This window comes from Paraburkholderia solisilvae, from assembly GCF_902859875.1.
Taxonomy (GTDB): Bacteria; Pseudomonadota; Gammaproteobacteria; order Burkholderiales; family Burkholderiaceae; genus Paraburkholderia; species Paraburkholderia solisilvae.
In genome coordinates this window covers 1-19,307 of the sequence record NZ_CADIKF010000003.1, presented here as the reverse complement: position 1 = coordinate 19,307, position 19,307 = coordinate 1, and the positions used below count along the sequence as shown (strand labels likewise).

Annotated in this window: 19 protein-coding genes; 10 read left to right on the top strand and 9 right to left on the bottom strand. The window is 66.8% G+C overall.

All coding sequences use genetic code 11. The features are described 5' to 3' along the window. The first annotated feature begins 32 nt into the window (after positions 1 to 32). From kdpC to HV675_RS02770, 9 genes are all read left to right on the top strand, one after another. Positions 33 to 611 (top strand): potassium-transporting ATPase subunit KdpC, encoded by a 579-nt coding sequence (kdpC, locus tag HV675_RS02810; RefSeq protein ID WP_175109244.1) that lies wholly within the window; start codon positions 33 to 35, stop codon positions 609 to 611. A gap of 286 nt (positions 612 to 897) precedes the next feature. After that, positions 898 to 3,924, top strand: coding sequence for a DUF4118 domain-containing protein (locus tag HV675_RS02805; protein ID WP_175109243.1), 3,027 nt, complete (start codon positions 898 to 900; stop codon positions 3,922 to 3,924). Further along, positions 3,917 to 4,615 (top strand): two-component system response regulator KdpE, encoded by a 699-nt coding sequence (kdpE, locus tag HV675_RS02800; RefSeq protein WP_175109242.1) that lies wholly within the window; start codon positions 3,917 to 3,919, stop codon positions 4,613 to 4,615. The genes HV675_RS02805 and kdpE overlap by 8 nt, the downstream gene beginning before the upstream one ends. Positions 4,616 to 4,785: 170 nt before the next feature. Continuing rightward, positions 4,786 to 5,106, top strand: coding sequence for a quaternary ammonium compound efflux SMR transporter SugE (gene sugE / locus HV675_RS02795; RefSeq protein ID WP_175109241.1), 321 nt, complete (start codon positions 4,786 to 4,788; stop codon positions 5,104 to 5,106). Between the two features lie 443 nt (positions 5,107 to 5,549). Then, entirely contained in the window at positions 5,550 to 6,161 is a 612-nt protein-coding gene (locus tag HV675_RS02790) for a DUF4126 domain-containing protein (RefSeq protein ID WP_175109240.1), read from the top strand. Between the two features lie 107 nt (positions 6,162 to 6,268). Beyond that, a complete protein-coding gene (locus HV675_RS02785; protein WP_246270082.1) occupies positions 6,269 to 8,758 on the top strand; it encodes an ABC transporter permease in 2,490 nt (829 codons plus the stop codon). Between the two features lie 91 nt (positions 8,759 to 8,849). Then, positions 8,850 to 9,260 carry a group II truncated hemoglobin gene (locus HV675_RS02780; RefSeq protein WP_175109239.1) on the top strand — a complete coding sequence of 137 codons (411 nt, stop codon included), beginning with the start codon at positions 8,850 to 8,852 and terminating at the stop codon, positions 9,258 to 9,260. Between the two features lie 88 nt (positions 9,261 to 9,348). Next, the gene (locus HV675_RS02775; RefSeq protein WP_175109238.1) at positions 9,349 to 10,080 is read left to right on the top strand and encodes an alanyl-tRNA editing protein; all 732 of its coding nucleotides are present in this window, start codon (positions 9,349 to 9,351) and stop codon (positions 10,078 to 10,080) included. A gap of 72 nt (positions 10,081 to 10,152) precedes the next feature. Then, complete coding sequence (locus tag HV675_RS02770; RefSeq protein ID WP_175109237.1) at positions 10,153 to 10,761, top strand: DUF924 family protein; 609 nt, start codon at positions 10,153 to 10,155, stop codon at positions 10,759 to 10,761. 80 nt (positions 10,762 to 10,841) lie between these two features. Here the strand turns inward: HV675_RS02770 and HV675_RS02765 are convergent, their stop codons facing one another. The 6 genes from HV675_RS02765 to HV675_RS02740 form a co-directional block, all read right to left on the bottom strand. Beyond that, complete coding sequence (locus HV675_RS02765) at positions 10,842 to 11,588, bottom strand: SDR family oxidoreductase (protein ID WP_175109236.1); 747 nt, start codon at positions 11,586 to 11,588, stop codon at positions 10,842 to 10,844. 51 nt (positions 11,589 to 11,639) lie between these two features. Beyond that, the gene (locus HV675_RS02760; RefSeq protein WP_175109235.1) at positions 11,640 to 12,224 is read right to left on the bottom strand and encodes an LOG family protein; all 585 of its coding nucleotides are present in this window, start codon (positions 12,222 to 12,224) and stop codon (positions 11,640 to 11,642) included. 127 nt (positions 12,225 to 12,351) lie between these two features. Beyond that, a complete protein-coding gene (locus HV675_RS02755) occupies positions 12,352 to 13,098 on the bottom strand; it encodes a TetR/AcrR family transcriptional regulator (RefSeq protein WP_175109234.1) in 747 nt (248 codons plus the stop codon). A gap of 350 nt (positions 13,099 to 13,448) precedes the next feature. Continuing rightward, positions 13,449 to 14,267, bottom strand: coding sequence for a diacylglycerol kinase (locus HV675_RS02750; RefSeq protein WP_377700514.1), 819 nt, complete (start codon positions 14,265 to 14,267; stop codon positions 13,449 to 13,451). Between the two features lie 29 nt (positions 14,268 to 14,296). Continuing rightward, entirely contained in the window at positions 14,297 to 15,331 is a 1,035-nt protein-coding gene (locus HV675_RS02745) for a glycosyltransferase family 4 protein (protein ID WP_175109233.1), read from the bottom strand. A gap of 105 nt (positions 15,332 to 15,436) precedes the next feature. Next, positions 15,437 to 16,378 (bottom strand): UDP-2,3-diacylglucosamine diphosphatase, encoded by a 942-nt coding sequence (locus HV675_RS02740; protein WP_175109232.1) that lies wholly within the window; start codon positions 16,376 to 16,378, stop codon positions 15,437 to 15,439. Between the two features lie 166 nt (positions 16,379 to 16,544). Between HV675_RS02740 and HV675_RS02735 the strand changes: the two genes are divergently transcribed. Further along, positions 16,545 to 17,360 carry a hypothetical protein gene (locus tag HV675_RS02735; RefSeq protein WP_175109231.1) on the top strand — a complete coding sequence of 272 codons (816 nt, stop codon included), beginning with the start codon at positions 16,545 to 16,547 and terminating at the stop codon, positions 17,358 to 17,360. Here HV675_RS02735 and HV675_RS02730 read toward each other — a convergent pair. The 3 genes from HV675_RS02730 to HV675_RS02720 form a co-directional block, all read right to left on the bottom strand. Next, positions 17,306 to 17,881, bottom strand: a complete 576-nt coding sequence (locus HV675_RS02730) for an RDD family protein (protein ID WP_175109230.1) — start codon at positions 17,879 to 17,881, stop codon at positions 17,306 to 17,308. The genes HV675_RS02735 and HV675_RS02730 overlap by 55 nt on opposite strands. Before the next feature lie 353 nt (positions 17,882 to 18,234). Next, a complete protein-coding gene (locus tag HV675_RS02725) occupies positions 18,235 to 19,047 on the bottom strand; it encodes a DUF3106 domain-containing protein (protein WP_175109229.1) in 813 nt (270 codons plus the stop codon). Positions 19,048 to 19,065: 18 nt separating this feature from the next. Beyond that, on the bottom strand, positions 19,066 to 19,307 hold a 242-nt coding region (locus HV675_RS02720), incomplete at its 5' end, for a DUF3619 family protein (RefSeq protein ID WP_175109228.1).

The following is a 19,307-nucleotide window of genomic DNA, read 5'->3' as shown; positions in this document are numbered from 1 at the left end:
TGCGCGTTGCGTGTTGAATTGAGGAAACCATCATGAAATCCATGTTTCGTCCGCTGATCGTGCTGTTCGCGGTGCTCACCGCGATCACCGGCATTGCATATCCGGCGGTGATGACCGCCTTCGGGCAAGCGGTATTCAACCGTCAGGCGAACGGCAGCCTGATGGAGCAGAACGGCAAGGTGGTCGGCTCCGCGCTGATCGGCCAGCAGTTCGATGCGCCGAAGTACTTCTGGGGCCGCCTGTCGGCGACCAGCCCGAACCCGTACAACGCGAGCGGGTCGAGCGCGTCGAACATCGGTCCGTTAAACTCGGCGCTGACCGATAACGTGAAGGGCCGGCTCGACGCGTTGAAGGCCGCCGGCACCGATATGTCGCAGCCGGTGCCGGTGGATCTCGTCACCGCGTCGGGCAGCGGTCTCGACCCGGAGATCACGCCGGCTGCCGCGGCCTACCAGGTGGCGCGCGTCGCGAAGGTGCGCAATCTGCCGGCGGCTGATGTGCAGGCACTGGTCGACCGCTATACGACCGGCCGCCAGTTCGGCATTCTCGGCGAACCGCGCGTCAACGTGCTGAAGCTGAACCTTGCACTGGACGGGATGCAGCCGAGCTGAACGGCGCCGTTGCATAGGACCCGGGGCGGTGCTCACGAGGCGCCGCCCCGATGCCTATTTGCATGGCGCCGTCCGATGTCGCTTTTATCTCGCTTTTAACCTGTTTTTGGCATGCTTGCGTGTCCGGTCCGACGCGGATGGCGCGCGATTTGCCAGGCCTGTTCGGGACGTGTCACCATGAGCGCATTGTCATTTTGCAGCGTGGCGCGCAGCATGGCCTGCAACGTGGCGACAACCCGGCGCGTCGGCGTGCGGGCGAGCGCTACCGATCGAAGCCACTCCTAGCATGAATCGACCTGATCCCGACGAGTTACTCGGCAAACTGCAGCGCGAAGAAGAACGACGCCAGCGCGGCAGGCTGAAGGTGTTCTTCGGCGCATCCGCCGGCGTCGGCAAAACCTATGCAATGCTGCAGGCCGCGCGCCGGCGCAAGGAGGAAGGCGTCGACGTGGTGGTCGGCATCGCGGAAACGCACGGCCGCAGCGAAACCGCCGCGCTGCTCGACGGCCTCGATGTGCTGCCGCTTGCGCGCATCACGTATCGCGGCCGCCTGCTCGGCGAGTTCGATCTCGACGCGGCGCTCGAACGCAAGCCGCAACTGATTCTCGTCGACGAGCTCGCACATTCGAATGTGTCGGGCGCGCGTCACGCGAAGCGCTGGCAGGACGTGTACGAACTGCTCGACGCGGGCATCGACGTGTACACGACCGTCAACGTGCAGCATCTCGAGAGCCTCAACGACATCGTCGGACAGATTACCGGCATCCGCGTCTGGGAGACCGTGCCCGACCGCGTATTCGACCGCGCCGACGAAGTGACGCTCGTCGATCTGCCCGCCGAGGAACTGCTCGACCGGATGCGCGACGGCAAGGTCTATCTCGCGCAGCAAGCCGAGCGCGCGGTGCGCAACTTCTTCCGCAAAGGAAACCTGATCGCGCTGCGCGAACTCGCGCTGCGGCGCACCGCCGACCGCGTCGATGCGCAGATGCGCGAGTATCGCGCGGACCGTTCGATCCAGCATATCTGGCAGGCGCGCGAGCGTCTGCTGGTGTGTGTCGGCCCCGGGCCGGAAGCGCCGATGCTGGTGCGCGCGGCGGCGCGGCTCGCAGCCGCGTTGAAGGCGGACTGGATCGCGGTCTACGTCGAAACGCCGAAGCTGCAGCGGCTGCCGGATGCGCAGCGCGAACGCACGTTGAATGCGCTGCGCCTGGCCGCCGAACTCGGTGCGGAGACCGCGACGCTCGCGGGCGCCGATGCGATTGCGACGCTGGCCGGCTATGCGCGCGTGCGCAACGTGTCGAAGCTCGTGGCCGGCGGGTCGTCGCGCACCGGCGCGTCGCGCTGGCTGTGGCGGCCGTTCGGCGAGCGCCTCGCGGAGCGCGCGGACGACCTCGACCTCACGCTGATCCGCTCGATGACCGAGCGCGGCAGCGCCCGCGAACTGCTGCAGAACGACGACGCGAGCGCATGGCGCGACGCGCTGCGCACCGCGCGCGCGCGGCGCTCGCCGCCGGGCGCGTACGGCTGGGCAGTCGCGATCTGCGCGGCGGTCACGTTCGTCGCGAGTCTGCTGATCGGCCATATCGATCTCGCGAATCTCGTGATGCTGTATCTGCTCGGCGTGATTTTCGCCGCAGTGCGGCTTGGGCGCGGGCCGGGCGTGGTGCTGTCGTTTCTGAGCGTCGCCGCATTCGATTTCTTCTTCGTGCCGCCGCGCATGTCGCTGTCGGTGACCGACACGCAGTATCTGCTGACCTTCCTCGGCATGCTGCTCACTTCGCTCGTGATCAGCCATCTGACCTCGAGCCTGCGCCGCGAAGCGAGCGTCGCGCAGCGTCGCGAGCAGCGCACCGGCGCGATGTACGCGATGGCGCGCGAACTCGCGGCCGCGTTGAGCACCGAGCAGATCATCGGCATCGGCAGCCGTCACGTGAGCGAAGTGTTTCGCGCCCGCGTTGCGATCCTGCTGCCCGATAGCGCGGATCAGGTGAAGCAGAAAGTCGACGACCCGGACGCGCAGATCATGCTCGACGGCGCGGCGCTCGATATCGACGTCGGCCAGTGGGTGTACGACCAGCAGAAGCCCGCGGGGCACGGCACCGATACCCTACCGGCCGCGCTCGCGTTGTACTTGCCGCTGAAGGCGCCGATGCGCACGCGCGGCGTGCTCGCGGTAAAGATGCAGGACGAGCACGAGCTCGACGTGCCCGAGCAGCAGCGCATGCTCGATGCGTTCGCCGCCCAGATCGCGCTCGCGCTCGAGCGCGTGCACTACGTCGAGATCGCGCGCGATGCGCTCGTCAATATGGAATCGGAGCGGCTGCGCAACTCGCTGCTGTCCGCGATTTCGCACGATCTGCGCACGCCGCTCACCACCATCGTCGGCTTTTCGTCGATGCTCGCGCAGGCGCGCGCCGCGCAGAATGCAGCGGAAGGCGCGGCCGCGCACGCCACGTCCGAAGAGGCGCTGGACGAAGCGACGCACGAGCAGGCGCGAGCAATCGACGACCTCGTCGACGCGATCCACGAGGAATCGATGCGCATGGCCGGCATCGTCACGAATCTGCTCGATATGGCGCGGCTGCAGGCGGGCGGCCTGCAGCTGAACCGGCAATGGTCGCTGCTCGAGGAAACCGTCGGCGCCGCGTTGCGTGCCTGCCGGCGCGTGCTCGAACGGCATCCGGTGCAGGTGCAGCTGCCTGCGGATCTGCCGCTGCTGCAGCTCGACGCGGTGCTGATGGAGCGGCTCTTTTCGAACCTGTTCGAAAACGCGGCGAAGTACACGCCGCCGGACGCGCCGCTCGTGATCGGCGCGCAACGCATCGATGAGGACGGCAAGCCGTTTGTGCGCGTGAGCGTCGACGATGCCGGGCCGGGTCTGCCGGCCGGCATGGAAGCGCGTATCTTCGAGAAGTTCACGCGCGGCGAGAAGGAGTCGGCGAAGCCCGGCATCGGTCTGGGCCTCGCGATCTGCCGCGCGATCGTCGATGCGCACGGCGGCACGATCGGCGCGGCGAATCGCCTTGCCGCCGACGGCCGCATCGAAGGCGCGCGCTTCTGGTTCACGCTGCCGGTCGAGACGCCGCCGCCGGTGCCCGAAGCGCTCGAAGACGAAGACGACGCCGAGGCCGATGAGGTCAACGACGCCGCGGCCGACGCCGACGAGGCCGCGCGCGGCGCAGCGTCCGATGGCGGTGCGCCTCGCGCCGATGCGTCGGGCGCCGGCGGCGAACCGGCGGACGCTGCGCCACACGATGAAAGCGGCGCGCGCCCGCTGGCCCCGACAACTCTTGCGAAACCTACTCATGAGTGATCCGAGCATCACGGTCGTACTGATCGAAGACGAAAAACAGATACGCCGCTTCGTGCGCGCATCACTGGAAGGCGAGGGCATCGTCGTGCATGACGCACAGACCGGCAAGCAGGGGCTGGTCGAGGCGGCGACGCGCAAGCCCGACCTCGTGATCGTCGACCTCGGCCTGCCCGATACGGACGGACTCGACGTGATCCGCGAGCTGCGCGGCTGGAGTGATTTGCCGGTGATCGTGCTGTCCGCGCGCACCCAGGAGAGCGAGAAGGTCGCCGCGCTGGACGCGGGCGCCGACGACTATCTGACCAAGCCGTTCGGCGTATCGGAATTGCTCGCGCGGATTCGCGCGCACCTGCGGCGGCGCAATCAGGCGGCCGCGAGCGATTCGCCGCAGGCGCATTTCGGCGCGGTCACGGTCGATCTCGCGCTGCGCCAGGTGTGGCGCGACGGCGAACTCGTGCATCTGACGCCGATCGAGTACCGGCTGCTCGCAACGCTCGTGCGGCACGCGGGCCGCGTGCTGACGCACCGGCAACTGCTGCGCGACGTGTGGGGGCCGTCGCACGTCGAGAGCCATCACTATCTGCGCATCTATATGGCGCATCTGCGGCAGAAGCTCGAGCGCGATCCGGCGCAGCCCGAGCATATCGTCACCGAGACCGGCGTCGGGTATCGGCTGGTTGGGGTGGCCTGAGCCCTGAGATCCGCCCGCGCGCTGCGCGTCACGTCGCCCCACTATATCGATTCGCGGATACGCGCCCGCTTCGCCCAGTTGCCGTTTGATATAATTACGAAATCGTAAGGACGGCCTTGCGCGTTCGATTTCAACGGGGACGACCCCATTCATTTTGTGGGAGCGTCCCCATGTCCTGGGTTCTTCTGTTTATTGCCGGCCTGCTTGAAGTCGCGTGGGCCGCGGGTCTTAAATCCTCCGAAGGTTTTACGCGGCTGTGGCCGTCGGTATTCACCGTGGTTACCGCGCTCGGCAGCTTCGTGCTGCTTGCGCTCGCGATGCGCCAGTTGCCGCTCGGCACCGCGTATGCGGTGTGGACTGGCATCGGCGCGGTCGGCGCGTTCATGTTCGGCATCGTGATGATGGGCGAAGCGGTCACTTTGCCGCGCATCGCGAGCGCGGTGTTGATCGTCATCGGGCTGATCGGGCTGAAGCTGTCGTCCGGGCATTGACGATTGACCACCGGCCCGGGGCCGGGACCGCCGGTGCGCGGTTGGCGGCGTTTAACCGAAGTGCGGGTTCCCAGGTATATTGCCCGGCCGGGCCGCGGCCGGATGACCCGCCGCCGTCGCCAATGCGGCGTGCGCGCTGCCCGCACGCCCCGCCAGACGCACTTCCGGCCGGATTTCACGCGCCGGTCGCTTTAAGCGACCGGCTTAAATACGCTCTACTTACCCCTGAAAGTCCGCTTTTCGCCACGGTTCTTCCGTCCTTCATTCGGCGGATTCTGAAATGACGTGGCTATAATGAACCCCATTCGAACCTGAACTCGACCCGCGCGGCCTGCCGCCGTGCGGACTCGGCGGCTTCGGCGGGGTGGCGCGCACCGGCGTGCGTCGCGTTGCGGGCCGTGTGGAGCATGAGGCGCGTGGACCGCGCGTCTCAGGAGGCGGCCATGCTTGAACCCCTTTCGCTTGCAGCCGGCCTGTCGTGGGGCAGCGGGCTGCGCCTCTATCTGACCGTCCTGATCGCCGGGCTGCTGGCCCGCTTCGGCTTTATTCATCTTCCGGACACCCTGTCCGCGCTCAGTTCGTCGTGGGTGATCGGTGTCGCGGCCACGCTGACGGTCGCGGAATTCCTCGCCGACAAGATTCCCGCATTCGATTCGCTGTGGGACGCGCTGCACACGTTTATCCGCATTCCGGCCGGCGCGGTGCTCGCAGCCGGCGCGCTCGGCCATGCCGATCCGGCACTGCTGACCGTCGCCGCGCTCGCGGGCGGCACGCTCGCCGGCACGGCCCATCTGACGAAGGCCGGTACGCGTGCGCTGATCAACCTGTCGCCGGAACCGGTGTCGAACGTCGTCACGTCGACGGCCGAAGAGGGCATGGTGTTCGGCGGGCTGCTGCTTGCGCTGTTTGCGCCGGTCGCGTTTCTCGTGCTGCTGGTCGGCTTTCTGGTGGTCGTGAGCTGGGTGCTGCCGCGGCTGTGGCGCGGTGTGCAAGGCGGCTTTCGCGGCATGGCGACCCATATGGTGTCGCGTTTCGCGCGGAGCCGCCACGATTGAGCGCGCCGGTCAGTGACATCGGAAACGGCGCGGCGGCGCGCGAGCGTTCGCTGCCCGTGCCGGCTCGCCGGCTCGGCCTGGGTGACCTGCTGCGACAGGCGGTGTTGATGACGTCGCGCGACTGGCGCGCCGGCGAGCTGACGATGCTGCTGCTGGCGCTCGTGCTGGCGGTGGCGGCGCTCACCAGCGTCGGTTTTCTGGCCGACCGGCTGCATCAGGGGCTCGAACGCAATGCGCGTCAGATGATTGCCGCCGACTTTATCGTGCGCGCCGATCATCCGGTCGCTCCGCCATTCGTCGAACAGGCGAAGTCGCTCGGTCTGGAGACCGCGAGCACCGCAATTTTCCCGAGCATGATCAATTCGACGGCCACGCCGCCGCTGTCGCGGCTCGCGGCCGTGAAGGCGGTGTCGGCCGGTTACCCGTTGCGCGGCGCGCTGCGCATTGCGCCCACGCCCGATGCACCCGACCATCCGGCGCAGTCGATTCCGCCGCCCGGCACCGTCTGGGTCGACGCGCAACTGCTCGATACGCTGAAAGTGCGTGTCGGCGACACGGTGAAGGTCGGCGGCCGCGACTTCAGGATCGGCGCGGTGATCACCAAGGAGCTCGATCGCGGCTTCGCGTTCGTCAATTTCTCGCCGCGGCTGATGCTCAACGATGCCGACCTGCCGTCGACCGGTCTGGTCACGTACGGCAGCCGTGTCACGTACCGGCTGCTCGTCGCGGGCAGCGATGCGGCGGTCGAGTCGTATGCGCAATGGGCGCACGCGCGCGTCGACGGCGGCAAGATGCGCGGCGTCGCGCTCGAATCGTTGCAGGACGGCCAGCCGCAGGTGCGCCAGACGCTCGATCGCGCGCGCCATTTCCTCACGCTGGTGTCGCTGCTGACCGCGCTGCTCGCGGCGGTGGCGATCGCGATGGCCGCGCATCGTTATATGCGCCGGCATCTCGACAGCTGCGCGGCGATGCGTTGCCTCGGCGTCAGCCAGCGCACGCTGCGCGCGCTCTTCGTGCTCGAGTTCGTCGGGCTCGGCGTGAGCGGCGCGCTGGTGGGCATCGCGCTCGGCCTGGTCGGGCATTTTGTGCTGCTGCGCTGGCTCGGCAGCCTGATCGGTGTCGTGCTGCCGTATCCGAGCGCGTGGCCGGCGCTCGAAGGGATCGCCGCGGGGCTCGTGCTGCTGCTCGGTTTCGCGCTGCCGCCGCTATTGCCGTTGACGCGCGTGCCGCCGGTGCGCGTGCTGCGCCGCGAGTGGGGCGAAGCGGGGCGCACCGCATGGGCCGCGTACGCGTTCGGCGTCGTGCTGTTCGCGGGCCTGCTGGTGCTCGCGGCCGGCGAACTGAAGCTCGGCGGCATCGTCGCGGGCGGCTTCGCGGGCGGGCTGCTCGTGTTCACGTGCCTCGCGCGCGCCGCGCTATGGGCCGCCGCGCGCGCTGTGCGCAGCGAACGTTTTTCCGCCGGTATCGGCTGGCGCTATGCGCTCGCATCGCTCGAACGGCGCGCGAACGCGAGCGCGCTGCAGATCACCGCGCTGGCGATCGGCCTGATGTGCCTGCTGCTGATCGCGATGACGCGCAACGACCTGGTCGCGGGCTGGCGCAAATCGACGCCGGCTGACGCGCCGAACGAATTCATCATCGATATCCAGCCCGAACAGCGCGACGCGGTCACGCGGTATCTCGCGCAGCACGGCTTTCCCGATCTCCAGACGTCGCCGATGGTGCGCGGCCGGCTGACCGCGATCAATGGCAAGCCGGTCAATCCGGATTCGTACAGGAGCGAGGACGCGCGCCGTCTGGTGGACCGCGAGTTCAATCTGTCGTACACGACGCACCTGCCCGACGACAACCGGATCGAAACCGGTCACTGGTATGGCGAGACCGACAAGCCGCAGATCTCGATCGAGCAGGGCCTCGCGAAGCTGATCGGCGTGAAGCCCGGCGATACGTTGCGTTTCGACGTGACGGGCCTGTCGATCGACGCGCCGGTGACGAGCACGCGCAAGCTCGACTGGGGCTCGTTCAAGGTGAACTTCTTCGTGCTGATGCCGCCGGCCGCGCTCAAGGATTTTCCGGCAACGTTCATCACCAGCTTTCATGTGCCGCCCGAACGGCGCGCGGCGATCGACAGTCTGATCGGCGTTTATCCGAATCTGACCGCGATCGATACCGGACCGATTCTCGCGCAGGTGCAGGCGGTGATGGAGCAGGTGATCGACGCGGTGCAGTTCCTGTTTTTGTTCACGCTGGTCGCGGGCGTGCTGGTGCTCTACGCGGCGCTCGCGGGCACGCGCGATGAGCGCATGCGAGAATCCGCGCTGTTGCGCGCGCTCGGCGCGTCGCACCGGCAGGTGCGCGCGGTGCAGATCGCGGAATTCACTGTGGTCGGCGCGCTGTCCGGTTTGATGGCCGCATTCGGTGCGCAACTGATCGGCGCGGTGCTCGCGACGCGCGTCTTCGAGTTCTATCTCGAGTTCAACCCGTGGCTGCTGCCAGCCGGTATGGCGGCCGGCATTGCGTGCGCGGGCCTCGGCGGCTGGCTGAGCTTGCGGCAGGTGCTGATGCGTCCCGCACTGCAATCGCTGCGCGACGCGTGACGCACGAGGCACAACGATCCGACGCGCCGGGATGGATGCCCGCATGCGGCGTCGCTCACCTTCTTTTTGTAAATGAACCTGTCTTTCCCGTATGACCGACTCTAACGACGCAACGCTGGCGCAACCGACCGCGTTCGAGCTGGTAGGCGGCGAAGCGCGTGTGCGCGAACTCGTCGACCGCTTTTACGACCTGATGGACCTCGAGCCCGATTTTGCGGGTATCCGCGCGCTGCATCCGCCGACGCTCGACGGCTCGCGCGACAAGTTTTTCTGGTTCCTGTGCGGCTGGCTTGGCGGCCCGAGCCACTACGAAGACCGCTTCGGCCATCCGCGGCTGCGCGCGCGGCATCTGCCGTTCGCGATCGCATCGAGCGAGCGCGACCAGTGGCTGCGCTGCATGGCGTGGGCGATGGAAGATGCCGGTTTGTCCGAAACGCTGCGCGAGCGTTTGCTGCGTTCGTTCTTCGATACGGCGGACTGGATGCGTAACCGTCCGGGTTGATGGCGGGCAGCGACATCGACGCGCGGACCGATACTTCGTCTACCGAAATTTCGACGAACAGACTCGAAACGATACAAGGAGATCCCCCATGCCAACGCGCGCACTCTTTCGCGAAGACGCGTACCTGAGCGCTTGCGACGCGGCGGTCACCGCCGTCGACGAGCAGGGCATCCATCTGGATCAGACCGTGTTCTATCCGCTTGGCGGCGGCCAGGCCGGCGATGCCGGCGCGCTGCTGCTCGCGGATGGCACGCGCATCGAGATTGCCGACACGCGCAAGGCGAAGTTCGACGGCGCGACGCCGGACGATGCGGTCCATGTGCCCGCGCCGGGCCAGCAGGCGTTGCTCGCGCGTCTCGCGGCCGGCGTGCACGTGCGCGCGGAAATCGACTGGGCGCGCCGCTACCGGCATATGCGGCTGCATACCGCGAGCCATCTGGTGTGCGCGGTGCTGCCGTATCCGGTCGACGGCTGCAGCATCACCACCGACTACGCGCGTCTGGACCTGGCGACGGTCGAGCCGATCGAGCGCGAGCAGGTCGAGGCGCGGCTTGCGGCGCTGGTCGGCGGCGCGCATGACGTCGCGACCGAATGGATCACCGACGACGAAATGGCCGCGCGGCCCGAACTGGTGCGCACGATGAGCGTGAAGCCGCCGATGGGGCTTGGCCGCGTGCGTCTGCTGCGTATCGAAGGGGTCGATCTGCAGCCGTGCGGCGGCACGCATGTGCGTAACACCGAGGAGATCGGCGCGCTGCGCGTCGCGAAGCTCGAGAAGAAAAGTGCACGCACGCGGCGGCTCGTGCTGGAGCTGGTGTGAGCCGGGAGGCGAGCTGCCCGGTGAGTGTGTTGGTAAGGTCGTCGCTGCGTGGCGACGCAACGGGGCCGTCGCATGATTGCGCGTGACCCATATGCCGCGCTCGACCCGCGCGCGCGTGACGTGCTCGACTGCTGGTTCGGCGCGCCAGGTTCACCCGAATTCGGCGTGAACCGCAAGCAATGGTTCAAGCGCAATGCCGCGTTCGACGCGATGCTGCGTACGCGTTTTGGCGGGTTGATCGATGCGGGGCTGGCGGGCGAACTCGATGACTGGGAGGCGACACCGCTCGGTGCGCTCGCACTGGTGATCGTGTTCGATCAGTTCTCGCGCAACTGCTACCGCCATACCGCGCGCGCGTTCGCCGCGGATCCGGCCGCGTTGCCGATCGCGCGGCGGATGGTCGCGAAGGGTGCGGATCGGCTACTGCCGGGTCCGTATCATCGGGCGTTCGCGTATCTGCCGTTTTCGCACAGTGAGACCATGGAGAGCCAGCGGGAGTCGCTGCGACTTTTCAGCGAGCTCGATAACGAGGCGATCGACCCGTCGTATTACCGGTTCGCGGTCCGGCGCGCGGAAGTGATCGAGCGCTTCGGACGCTATCCGCATCGCAATGCCGCGCTCGGTCGCGAGTCGACCGATGAAGAGCGCGCGTTTTTGAGTCGACCGCGGTCGTCGTTCTGAAGCGCTGCGTGGCGTGCCGCGCGGAGCGACAACTGCTGAAGGGAACGTCCGCCATCAATGCGGACCGTCAGCACAAGCCATCAACGCCCGCCAGCCACATCAATCAACGCGCCAGTCACATACGACGACGCATCGCTCAACAACCACACGATCGTTTCCGCCACCTCATCGGCGGTGCCCGCGCGACCGAGCGGCGTTTGCGCGCCGAGCACCGCGGCGCGGTCCGGGCGGCCGCCGCTCGCGTGAATCTCGGTATCGATAAGGCCAGGGCGCACCGCGTTCACGCGCACGCCCTGCGCGCCGACTTCCTTCGATAGACCGATCGTCAGCGTATCGATCGCGGCCTTCGAGCCCGCGTAGTCGACGTACTCGTTCGGCGAACCGAGCCGCGCCGCCGCCGACGACACATTGACGATCGCCCCGCCCGCGCCGCCGTGCTGCGTCGACATGCGCCGCACCGCTTCGCGCGCGCACAGGTAGGCGCCGAACACATTGATATCGAAGATCCGCTTCAGGCGCGCGGCGTCCATCGCGGCGAGCGGCATGCCGGGCGCGACGATGCCCGCGTTGTTCACGAAGCCGTCGAGGCGGCCGAACGCGTGCATGAAACCGTCGAACATGGCGATCACCGACGCCTCGTCGGCCACGTCGCCGGGCAGCAGTTGCGCGCGTCCGCCGGCGCGTTCGACGAGCGCCGCAGTCTCGCGCGCGGCCGCTTCGTTGTTCGCGTAGTTGATACCGACCGACCAGCCGCGCGCAGCGGCCAGACGCGCGGTCGCACGGCCGATGCCGCGGCTCGCGCCGGTGATCAATACGGCTTGAGTCATGAGTGCCTCATCGAATCAGGAAAGGGCACGGGCGCCCGAATGGCGGCCGCGTTACACCTTGTCGCGGTGCAGCGCCCACTTGTCGACCAGCAGCGGCTGATAGCGTTGCAGCTTGCCGATCAGTGCAACCGGGTCGCTCTCGACCTGCAGCGTGTCGAAGTAGGCGCGCCGCATGAAGCCTTCGCGCACGGTGTGCTCGAGCATTGCGATCAGCGGATCGTAGAAGCCCGCGATATTGAACACGCCGACCGGCTTGCGGTGATAGCCGAGCTGCGCCCACGTGTACATCTCGAACAGCTCTTCGAGCGTGCCCGCGCCGCCGGGCAGCGCGACGAACGCATCGGACAGGTCCGCCATCATCTTTTTGCGGTGGTGCATATCGGGCACGACGTGCAGTTCGGTCAACCCGTGATGGCCGATTTCCTTATCGACCAGCAACTCCGGAATCACGCCGATTGCGCGGCCGCCGGCAGCCATCACCGTATCGGCGATGATGCCCATCAGCCCGACCTTGCCGCCGCCGTAGACGAGCGCGAGTTTCGCGTCGACCAGCGCGCGGCCGAACGCGCGCGCGGTCTCCGCATAAATGGGATTGGCTCCGTTCGAGGAGCCGCAATACACACAGACTGCTTTCATTACCTGGAATCCTTGCTGCTTGATAAAGTGTTTGCGGGTGTTCGGAGTGTGTGCGCGATCGCGCGGCGCGATCGCAGGTCGCTTCGACGAGCGACATGCACAGCGCGAACGTGACGGCGCGCCGCGCTCAGGGTTTGACCGCGCTGCGTTGCTGCGGCGCGGTGCTGCCCGCCACCACGGCGCCTTCGCGCGGCGGCAGATAGTCGTAGAACTCGCGCTGCGGCAGCTTACCGGATACGAGATCGTCGAACAGCTGCCGTGAGCGGCCGCGCAGATACGGCGCCATCAGCGACACGATCTGCACGCTCACCTGATGCAGGTCCGCGCGTATCGATTCAGGCTCGTTGTATTTGCGCGGGTTCATCACGAACTGATACGACAGCCAGTAAGTGCCGATCACGCCGATGTTCGTCGCGATCACGCGCAGCTCGTCCGGCGTCGCGATCATCTCGCCGTCCTCGACGAGCTGCTCGCAGAACAGTCCGGCAAAGCGCACCTTGTGGCTGATGATCTGCTTGAAGTGCGTCTCGAGCATCCGGTTGCGCGCGAGCAGATCATTCAGATCGCGATAGAGGAAGCGGTAGCGCCATGTGAATTCCACCATGTACTGCAGATACGACCACATCTCGTCGATCGTTACGCGATGGTCGTCCGGCAGGCGCAGCCGTTTTTCGATCTCCTGCTCGAACTGGCTGAAGATGCTGTTGATGATGTCGTCTTTATTGCGGAAGTGGTAGTACAGGTTGCCGGGGCTGATCTCCATCTCTTCGGCGATCGTCGTGGTGGTGACGTTCGGTTCGCCGATCTCGTTGAAGAGCTTCAACGACAACTCGAGTATCCGTTCTCTCGTACGGCGGGGAGCTTTGGCTTCCATGTCGTCCTGCCCTCAGATAATGACCGGGCCGACACGAAAACCGCATGACGCTGCGGCGGGTCCGCCCGGTGCAATAAATATTGTTGAGAATATTTGAGGATTATAAACCGGTCGTTCGAATTCACGACCGTCTGTTCAGGGTTTTACCGGAGGGGATGAGATGGATTCAGGCGCACGATGCATTGCGCGTTTATGGCGTAGGTAAGCATCAGCGTGTGATGTCGCGCGCATACGGGCGCATACGGGCGCGTGCGAGTGTGCGCGATGGCGCACGCGGGCCAACGCAAGGTGTGCGCGGCGCACGCGGGGCACGCGGGGGGTGTGCATCGGGGAAAACGGCTGACGCGCCGTCAATGCATCAGCATGCCGATCCAGCGCACGACGAGCGGCCCGACAATCAGCGCCCACGTCATCACGCACATGAAGAGCGCGACCATTACGGCTGCGCTGCCGAGGTCTTTCGCGCGGCGCGACAGTTCGTGACGTTCGAGCGAGATGCGATCGATCGCCGCCTCGACGCTCGAGTTCAGCAACTCGACGATCAGCACCAGCAGCACCGAGCCGAGCAGCAGCACGCGCGACACCGGATCCACCGGCACTGCGAGACCGCACGGCACGAGAATCGCCGCGAGCGTCAGCTCCTGGCGAAACGCGCTTTCTTCGCGGATCGCGACGCGAAAGCCGGCGAGCGAATTCTTCATCGCATGCCACGCGCGCGTGATGCCGCGATTGCCCTTGTACGGGTTGAAAGGCAGCGGCGCGAGCGGATCGTCCGGGCCGAGCGGCTCGTGAGCGTCGGCGGAATCAGCGCGCGTGGACGACGGGGAACGCATTGCGGGCTTCCTCTGCGTGATCGGTTGCCCAGCATAGCGCATGCTCGACGGATCGGCCGCGATGCCGGCGCTTTCGCCAGCCGTATGCGCGACGCTGCCGTTCAGCCGTGGTTCGCGTGGTGCGGCGCGTGCGGCTGCTTCGTCGCCATCGCGGTTCGCCGGTTGCGCACGATCCGCCGCATGCATCGCGCCGTTCGCCGCGGGCTCGACGTTGCGCAAGGGCGCAGCCGTGTCGTCGTGGATGTCGGCGAACGGATCGTCGTCCGCGCGGTTTACGTCGTCATCATGTTGCGCGCGTGGCGACGCGCGCAACATGTCCGATTGTCTGGCTCGCATAGGAATGGTGGGCCCGCGTGAGCCGCGCGTCACGCAGCCGCGCTTTCTTCGCGCCGGTATGCGTTGCGCTGCAGCGGTTTCAGATGCGCGGCGAATTGCTCGGACGCCGCTTTCCACGAGAAGCGCTCGGCCCACGCGCGCGCATGGTTGCGGTCAATCTTGAGCGCCTGCAGGCAGGCTTCGCGCAGGTCTTCGTCCATCGCGCCGGCGCCGCCGTCGGCGAGCACGTCGATCGGGCCGGTGACAGGGTACGCGGCGACCGGCGTGCCGCACGCGAGCGCTTCGAGCAGCACCAGACCGAACGTATCGGTGCGGCTCGGAAATACGAATACGTCGGCCGCCGCATAGACTTTCGCGAGTTCCGGCTGCGACAGCACGCCGAGATAGTTGACCTCCGGATAGCGCGACTTCAGTTCGGCGAGCGCCGGACCTTCACCGGCGACCCATTTCGAACCGGGCAAATCGAGCTTCAGGAAGGCCTCGACGTTCTTCTCCACCGCGACGCGCCCGACATACAGAAAGATCGGCCGCGCGGTATTGAGCACCTTCGAATCCATCTGGTGAAAGATGTCGAGATCGACGCCGCGCGTCCACAGCACGACGTTGGTGAAGCCGAATTTTTCGAGGTCCGTCTTCACGACCGGCGTCGGCGCCATTACCGCGAGCGATGCCTTGTGGAACCAGTGCAGGAAGCGGTACGTCCAGGCAAGCGGAATGCCGAAGCGCGCCTGCACATACTCCGGAAAACGCGTGTGATACGCGGTCGTGAACGGCAGCTTGTGTTTGATCGCATACTTGCGTGCGGCGAGCCCGAGCGGACCCTCGGTCGCGATATGCAGCGCATCGGGCGCGAACTCGTTGATGCGCCGGTGCAGATGGCCCTTCGGGAACAGCGACAGGCGAATCTCCGGATAGGTCGGGCACGGAATCGTCTTGAACTCGAGCGGCGTCAGCATGTCGATGCGATGGCCGAGCGCGGCGAGTTCGCGCGTCGTGTTCTTCAGCGTCCGGACGACGCCGTTGACCTGCGGCTCCCATGCATCGGTGACGATCATGATCTTCATCGTGTGGCCCTTGTCGAAAGAAGTGGGACAGACAGGTAAACGTGGGAGCACGGCTCTCGCGCTGCATGCGTCGCGCGAGCGGCGCGAGAGCTGTACTTCCGCGTGCTACGCGGGTGCGCGGGCCTTCTGCTCGCGCACCGGCGGCGCGCGCATCACGGTCCAGTAGATCACCTTCAGTTCGCCTTCGAACGTCTCGACGAGCGCGGACAGGCTCTCGACCCAGTCGCCGTCGTTGCAATACAGCACGCCGTCGATCTCGCGAATCTCCGCCTTGTGAATATGCCCGCAGACGACGCCGTCGCAGCCGCGGCGGCGCGCTTCGTCGGTCATCACGCGCTCGAACGACGAGATGAAGTTCACGGCGTTCTTCACCTGATGTTTCAGATACTGCGACAGCGACCAGTACTGGAAGCCAAGCTTGCTGCGAATCCGGTTGAACCAGCGGTTCAGCACGAGAATCAGCGTGTACAGCGTGTCGCCGAGATACGCGAGCCACTTCGCGTGCTGGATCACGCCGTCGAACAGATCGCCGTGCACGATCCACAGGCGCTGGCCGGCAAGCGTCGTGTGGAAGGCTTCGCCGCGCACATGGATGTCGCCGAACGCGAGATCGCAGAACTGGCGCGCGGCTTCATCGTGATTGCCCGGCACGTACACGACCTGGGTGCCTTTGCGCGCCTTGCGCAGGATTTTCTGCACGACGTCGTTGTGCGCCTGCGGCCAGTACCAGCCCTTGCGCAACTGCCAGCCGTCGATGATGTCGCCGACCAGATACAGATATTCCGACTCGTTGTGCCGCAGGAAATCCAGCAGATACGACGCCTGGCAGCCGCTCGACCCGAGGTGGATATCCGACAGCCAGATGGTCCGGTAGCGGTGTACTTCGTCGGGGTGGTCGTCGTGCGGCGCGTCGCTTGCGGCGGGAATATCCGGGATCGCTGGCAGAGGAATCGAAGCGGCGGAGGGGGCGTTGGGTCCGAAGCCGACGGGGTCGACGCTCGGGCCAGTCTGGCGGAACAGGGAAGTCGCGGACGTTTTGGAGTCCATGGCTCGCGCGTCGAGTTGCAGTACCCGCATTGCGCCATTGCGGCATGACGGAGCCGTGACATTCACGGGAATTTCTTATTACGCCACAGGAGGGTGTGGCGCGCACGATACAGCCGTGTCAGCGTGTGCCGCTCACGTGTGCCGGTCATACGCATGCAACGTCGGCTTGCGTCGGGAAAGCGAAATCGCGAAGGCGCTGCTCGCCGAGGCGCGCGTGCTGATCATGGACGAGCCGACTTCCGCGCTTTCGGATACCGAAACGCACGCGCTCGCCGCGCTGGTGCGTGCGCTGCGCGCGTGGCTCACGAATGCGAAGTACTACGTGGGATTGATCGTGCTGCTCGCGCTCGGCGCGCTGACATCGCCGCATGCGTCCGATGGCAGCAATTTTTTTCTGTCGGCCGCGAATTTCTCCGATGTGTTCCGGCAGGTCGCGAATGTCGGCGTGATGTCGGTCGGCATGACGCTCGTGATCATTACCGCGGGCATCGATCTGTCGATCGGTTCGGTGATGGGCTTCGGCAGCGTGCTGACTGCGATCCTGCCGACCACGCCCGGTGGCAATGCCGCGTCGTGGACCGCGCTGGCGCTCGACGCGGTGAGCATTTTCATGATCGTGTTCGCGCTCGGCGCAGTCGTGGCGCGGCGCATCGCGCATGCGGGCGAGCGGCGTGGCGGCATCGGCGGCATTGCCGGGATGGGCGGTGTTGCCGGTGCTGGCGTTGTCGATGGTGGGGCCGGCGATCGGCGCAGTGCGCTGGCCGGTAGCGATGTCGGCGATGCGCTCGCGCGTGGCGGTGTGGGCGGCAACGGCGGCGCCGGCGTTGGCGGCATGGGCGGCGGTATGAGCGGCATCAGGGACGACGCGCATGCGCGTGCTGGCGCAGCCGCTTTTCCGCGCGCCGGCGTCGGCGCCGGCCGTGAGCGTCAGCGCGCGACCGTGACGACGCGCGTGCCCGCGAGCCGGTCGTGCAGGAATTGACGGTCGGCAAACAGGCGCGCGCTGGCCGTCCACGCGACGAACCAGAGCGCGGCGGCCGCCAGCGTATGCGGCACCGACAGTCCGAGCAGCGGATGCAGCGCGAGCGGCGGCAGGAACCATAGCCACGCGAGCAGATAGCGCGCGATCGCGCGCGTCCACGACAGCGGCGCGCCGTCTTTCGCGCGCACGACGCGCAGCCGCCAGGTTTTCATCGGCAGCGTCTGGCCGCCGTGCGTCCAGCACCAGACGAAATACACGCCGACGACGATGCCGATCCACGCCGCGAGCCAGTCGCGATGCGTGAGCCCGTTGCGTTGCTGCGTCAGCGTGCTGAACAGGTAGCCGGCGAGGAACACCACGCCGAACAGGATCACGCCTTCATAGACGAGCGTCGCGAGGCGGCGGCGCACGCCCGGTGGTGGCAGTGACGTGGGCGTTGAGCCTGGCGGGGTAGCCGTCGGCCCCGGCGATGCGCCGGTGTCGGAAAGCATGGTGTTCGGAGCGGAGGCGGGCTGGTTCATCGAGTCGAGTCGTCGCACCCTGCAGGTGAAATGGGCGCCGGGAATGGGGAAGTCAGGGGCCGGCCGCGGCCGGCCTGAGTTCGGGACCGGCAGTCCGGGGCCGAGGTTTGTGTTCGAGGTTCGCGGCTTCGGCGCTACGAATCGTAACGCGCATTTTGATCTGCATGCTCGGCCGGGAACCTGGCCGGAAACCTCGCCAGCAAAGCCAGCCAGCAACCCGGAACCCGACATGCCGCGCAAGAATTCGGCAAAGACCCGGGAAGAAGAATCAGCGAAAACACCTGGAACGGGAATCAGGGAAAAGACCCAGAGACGCAGCCCCGGCGGCTTACACGCCGGTCGTCGCCCGGCGCTCAGGAGCCGTGGAAGGCCGCCGGCGCATCGGCCGGAGAGACCGGGGTCGGCGTGACCGGCACGTAGATGGGGGCGGACGGACCGCTGGACGGACCCGCGGGCACGCCCGGCTGCGACGCGGCGATGGCCGCCGACGCGAGCGCAGCCGTCGCTCCGCCGCTTAAGCCTGACGCGCCGCTGCCCGGCTTGCCGGCCGCGCCGCTTGCCGCGCGATCCTTGCCGTTGACCAGCCGGTTGAGGTCCTTGAGTTCGGTCTTGCCCGACGGCGGTGCGCTGACGACCGTCGGCCGCCGTTTATGCTCGCTCGCGGCGAGCCGCTGCTTCTGCTCTTCCGGCAACAGCTGATACGCCTTCCACGCGTTCTGGCGTGTCTCGCGCGACAGCCCCTTCGAGATCTGATAGTTCTCACGCGCGATGCGGCGCTGCTCGGGCGTCATTCTGACCCATTCGGCCATCTGCTCGTGCAGGCGTTTCTGCGCGTCCGGCGACATCTTCGGGTAACGCGACGCGATCTTCAGCCATTTGCGCTTGCGCTCTTCGCTGAACGTGTCCCACTGCGCGGCGAACGGCGCGAGCGCGACATGCTCGGCGCTGGAGAGCCGCGACCATGACAGCGGCCCATCCTTCTGCAAACCGGGAATGTCGACGGCTAGCGCCGGCGCCGCGGGCTTCGACGCCGCGGAGGGCGCATTGGCCGGCGCCGCGGCAGGAGCCGGCGCCGACGGATGAAAGCGCGGATACGTGGCGGCGAACGCGACCAGGGCCGCGATGACGCATCCGGATACAACGGCGAGGCCGCGCTTGTAACTCACCCGTGAACTCTCCCCGACCTAGCGCGAGCGCGACAGATACGCGTTGAAACCGTGATCGAGGTAGGCGGACAGCGGCAGGTCGTCGCTCAGCATCGCGGCATCGATATCGGCGAGTTCCGCGGTGCGTTGCTGGTCTTCCCAATAGGCGATCGCGACGAGGCTGACGACGAGCGCGGCGATCGGCCACGCAAGCGCGAGGCGGCGCAGCTTCGAGCCGCGGCGGGGCTGCTCGCCGCCCGGCGCGGTGGCCAGCAGCCCCG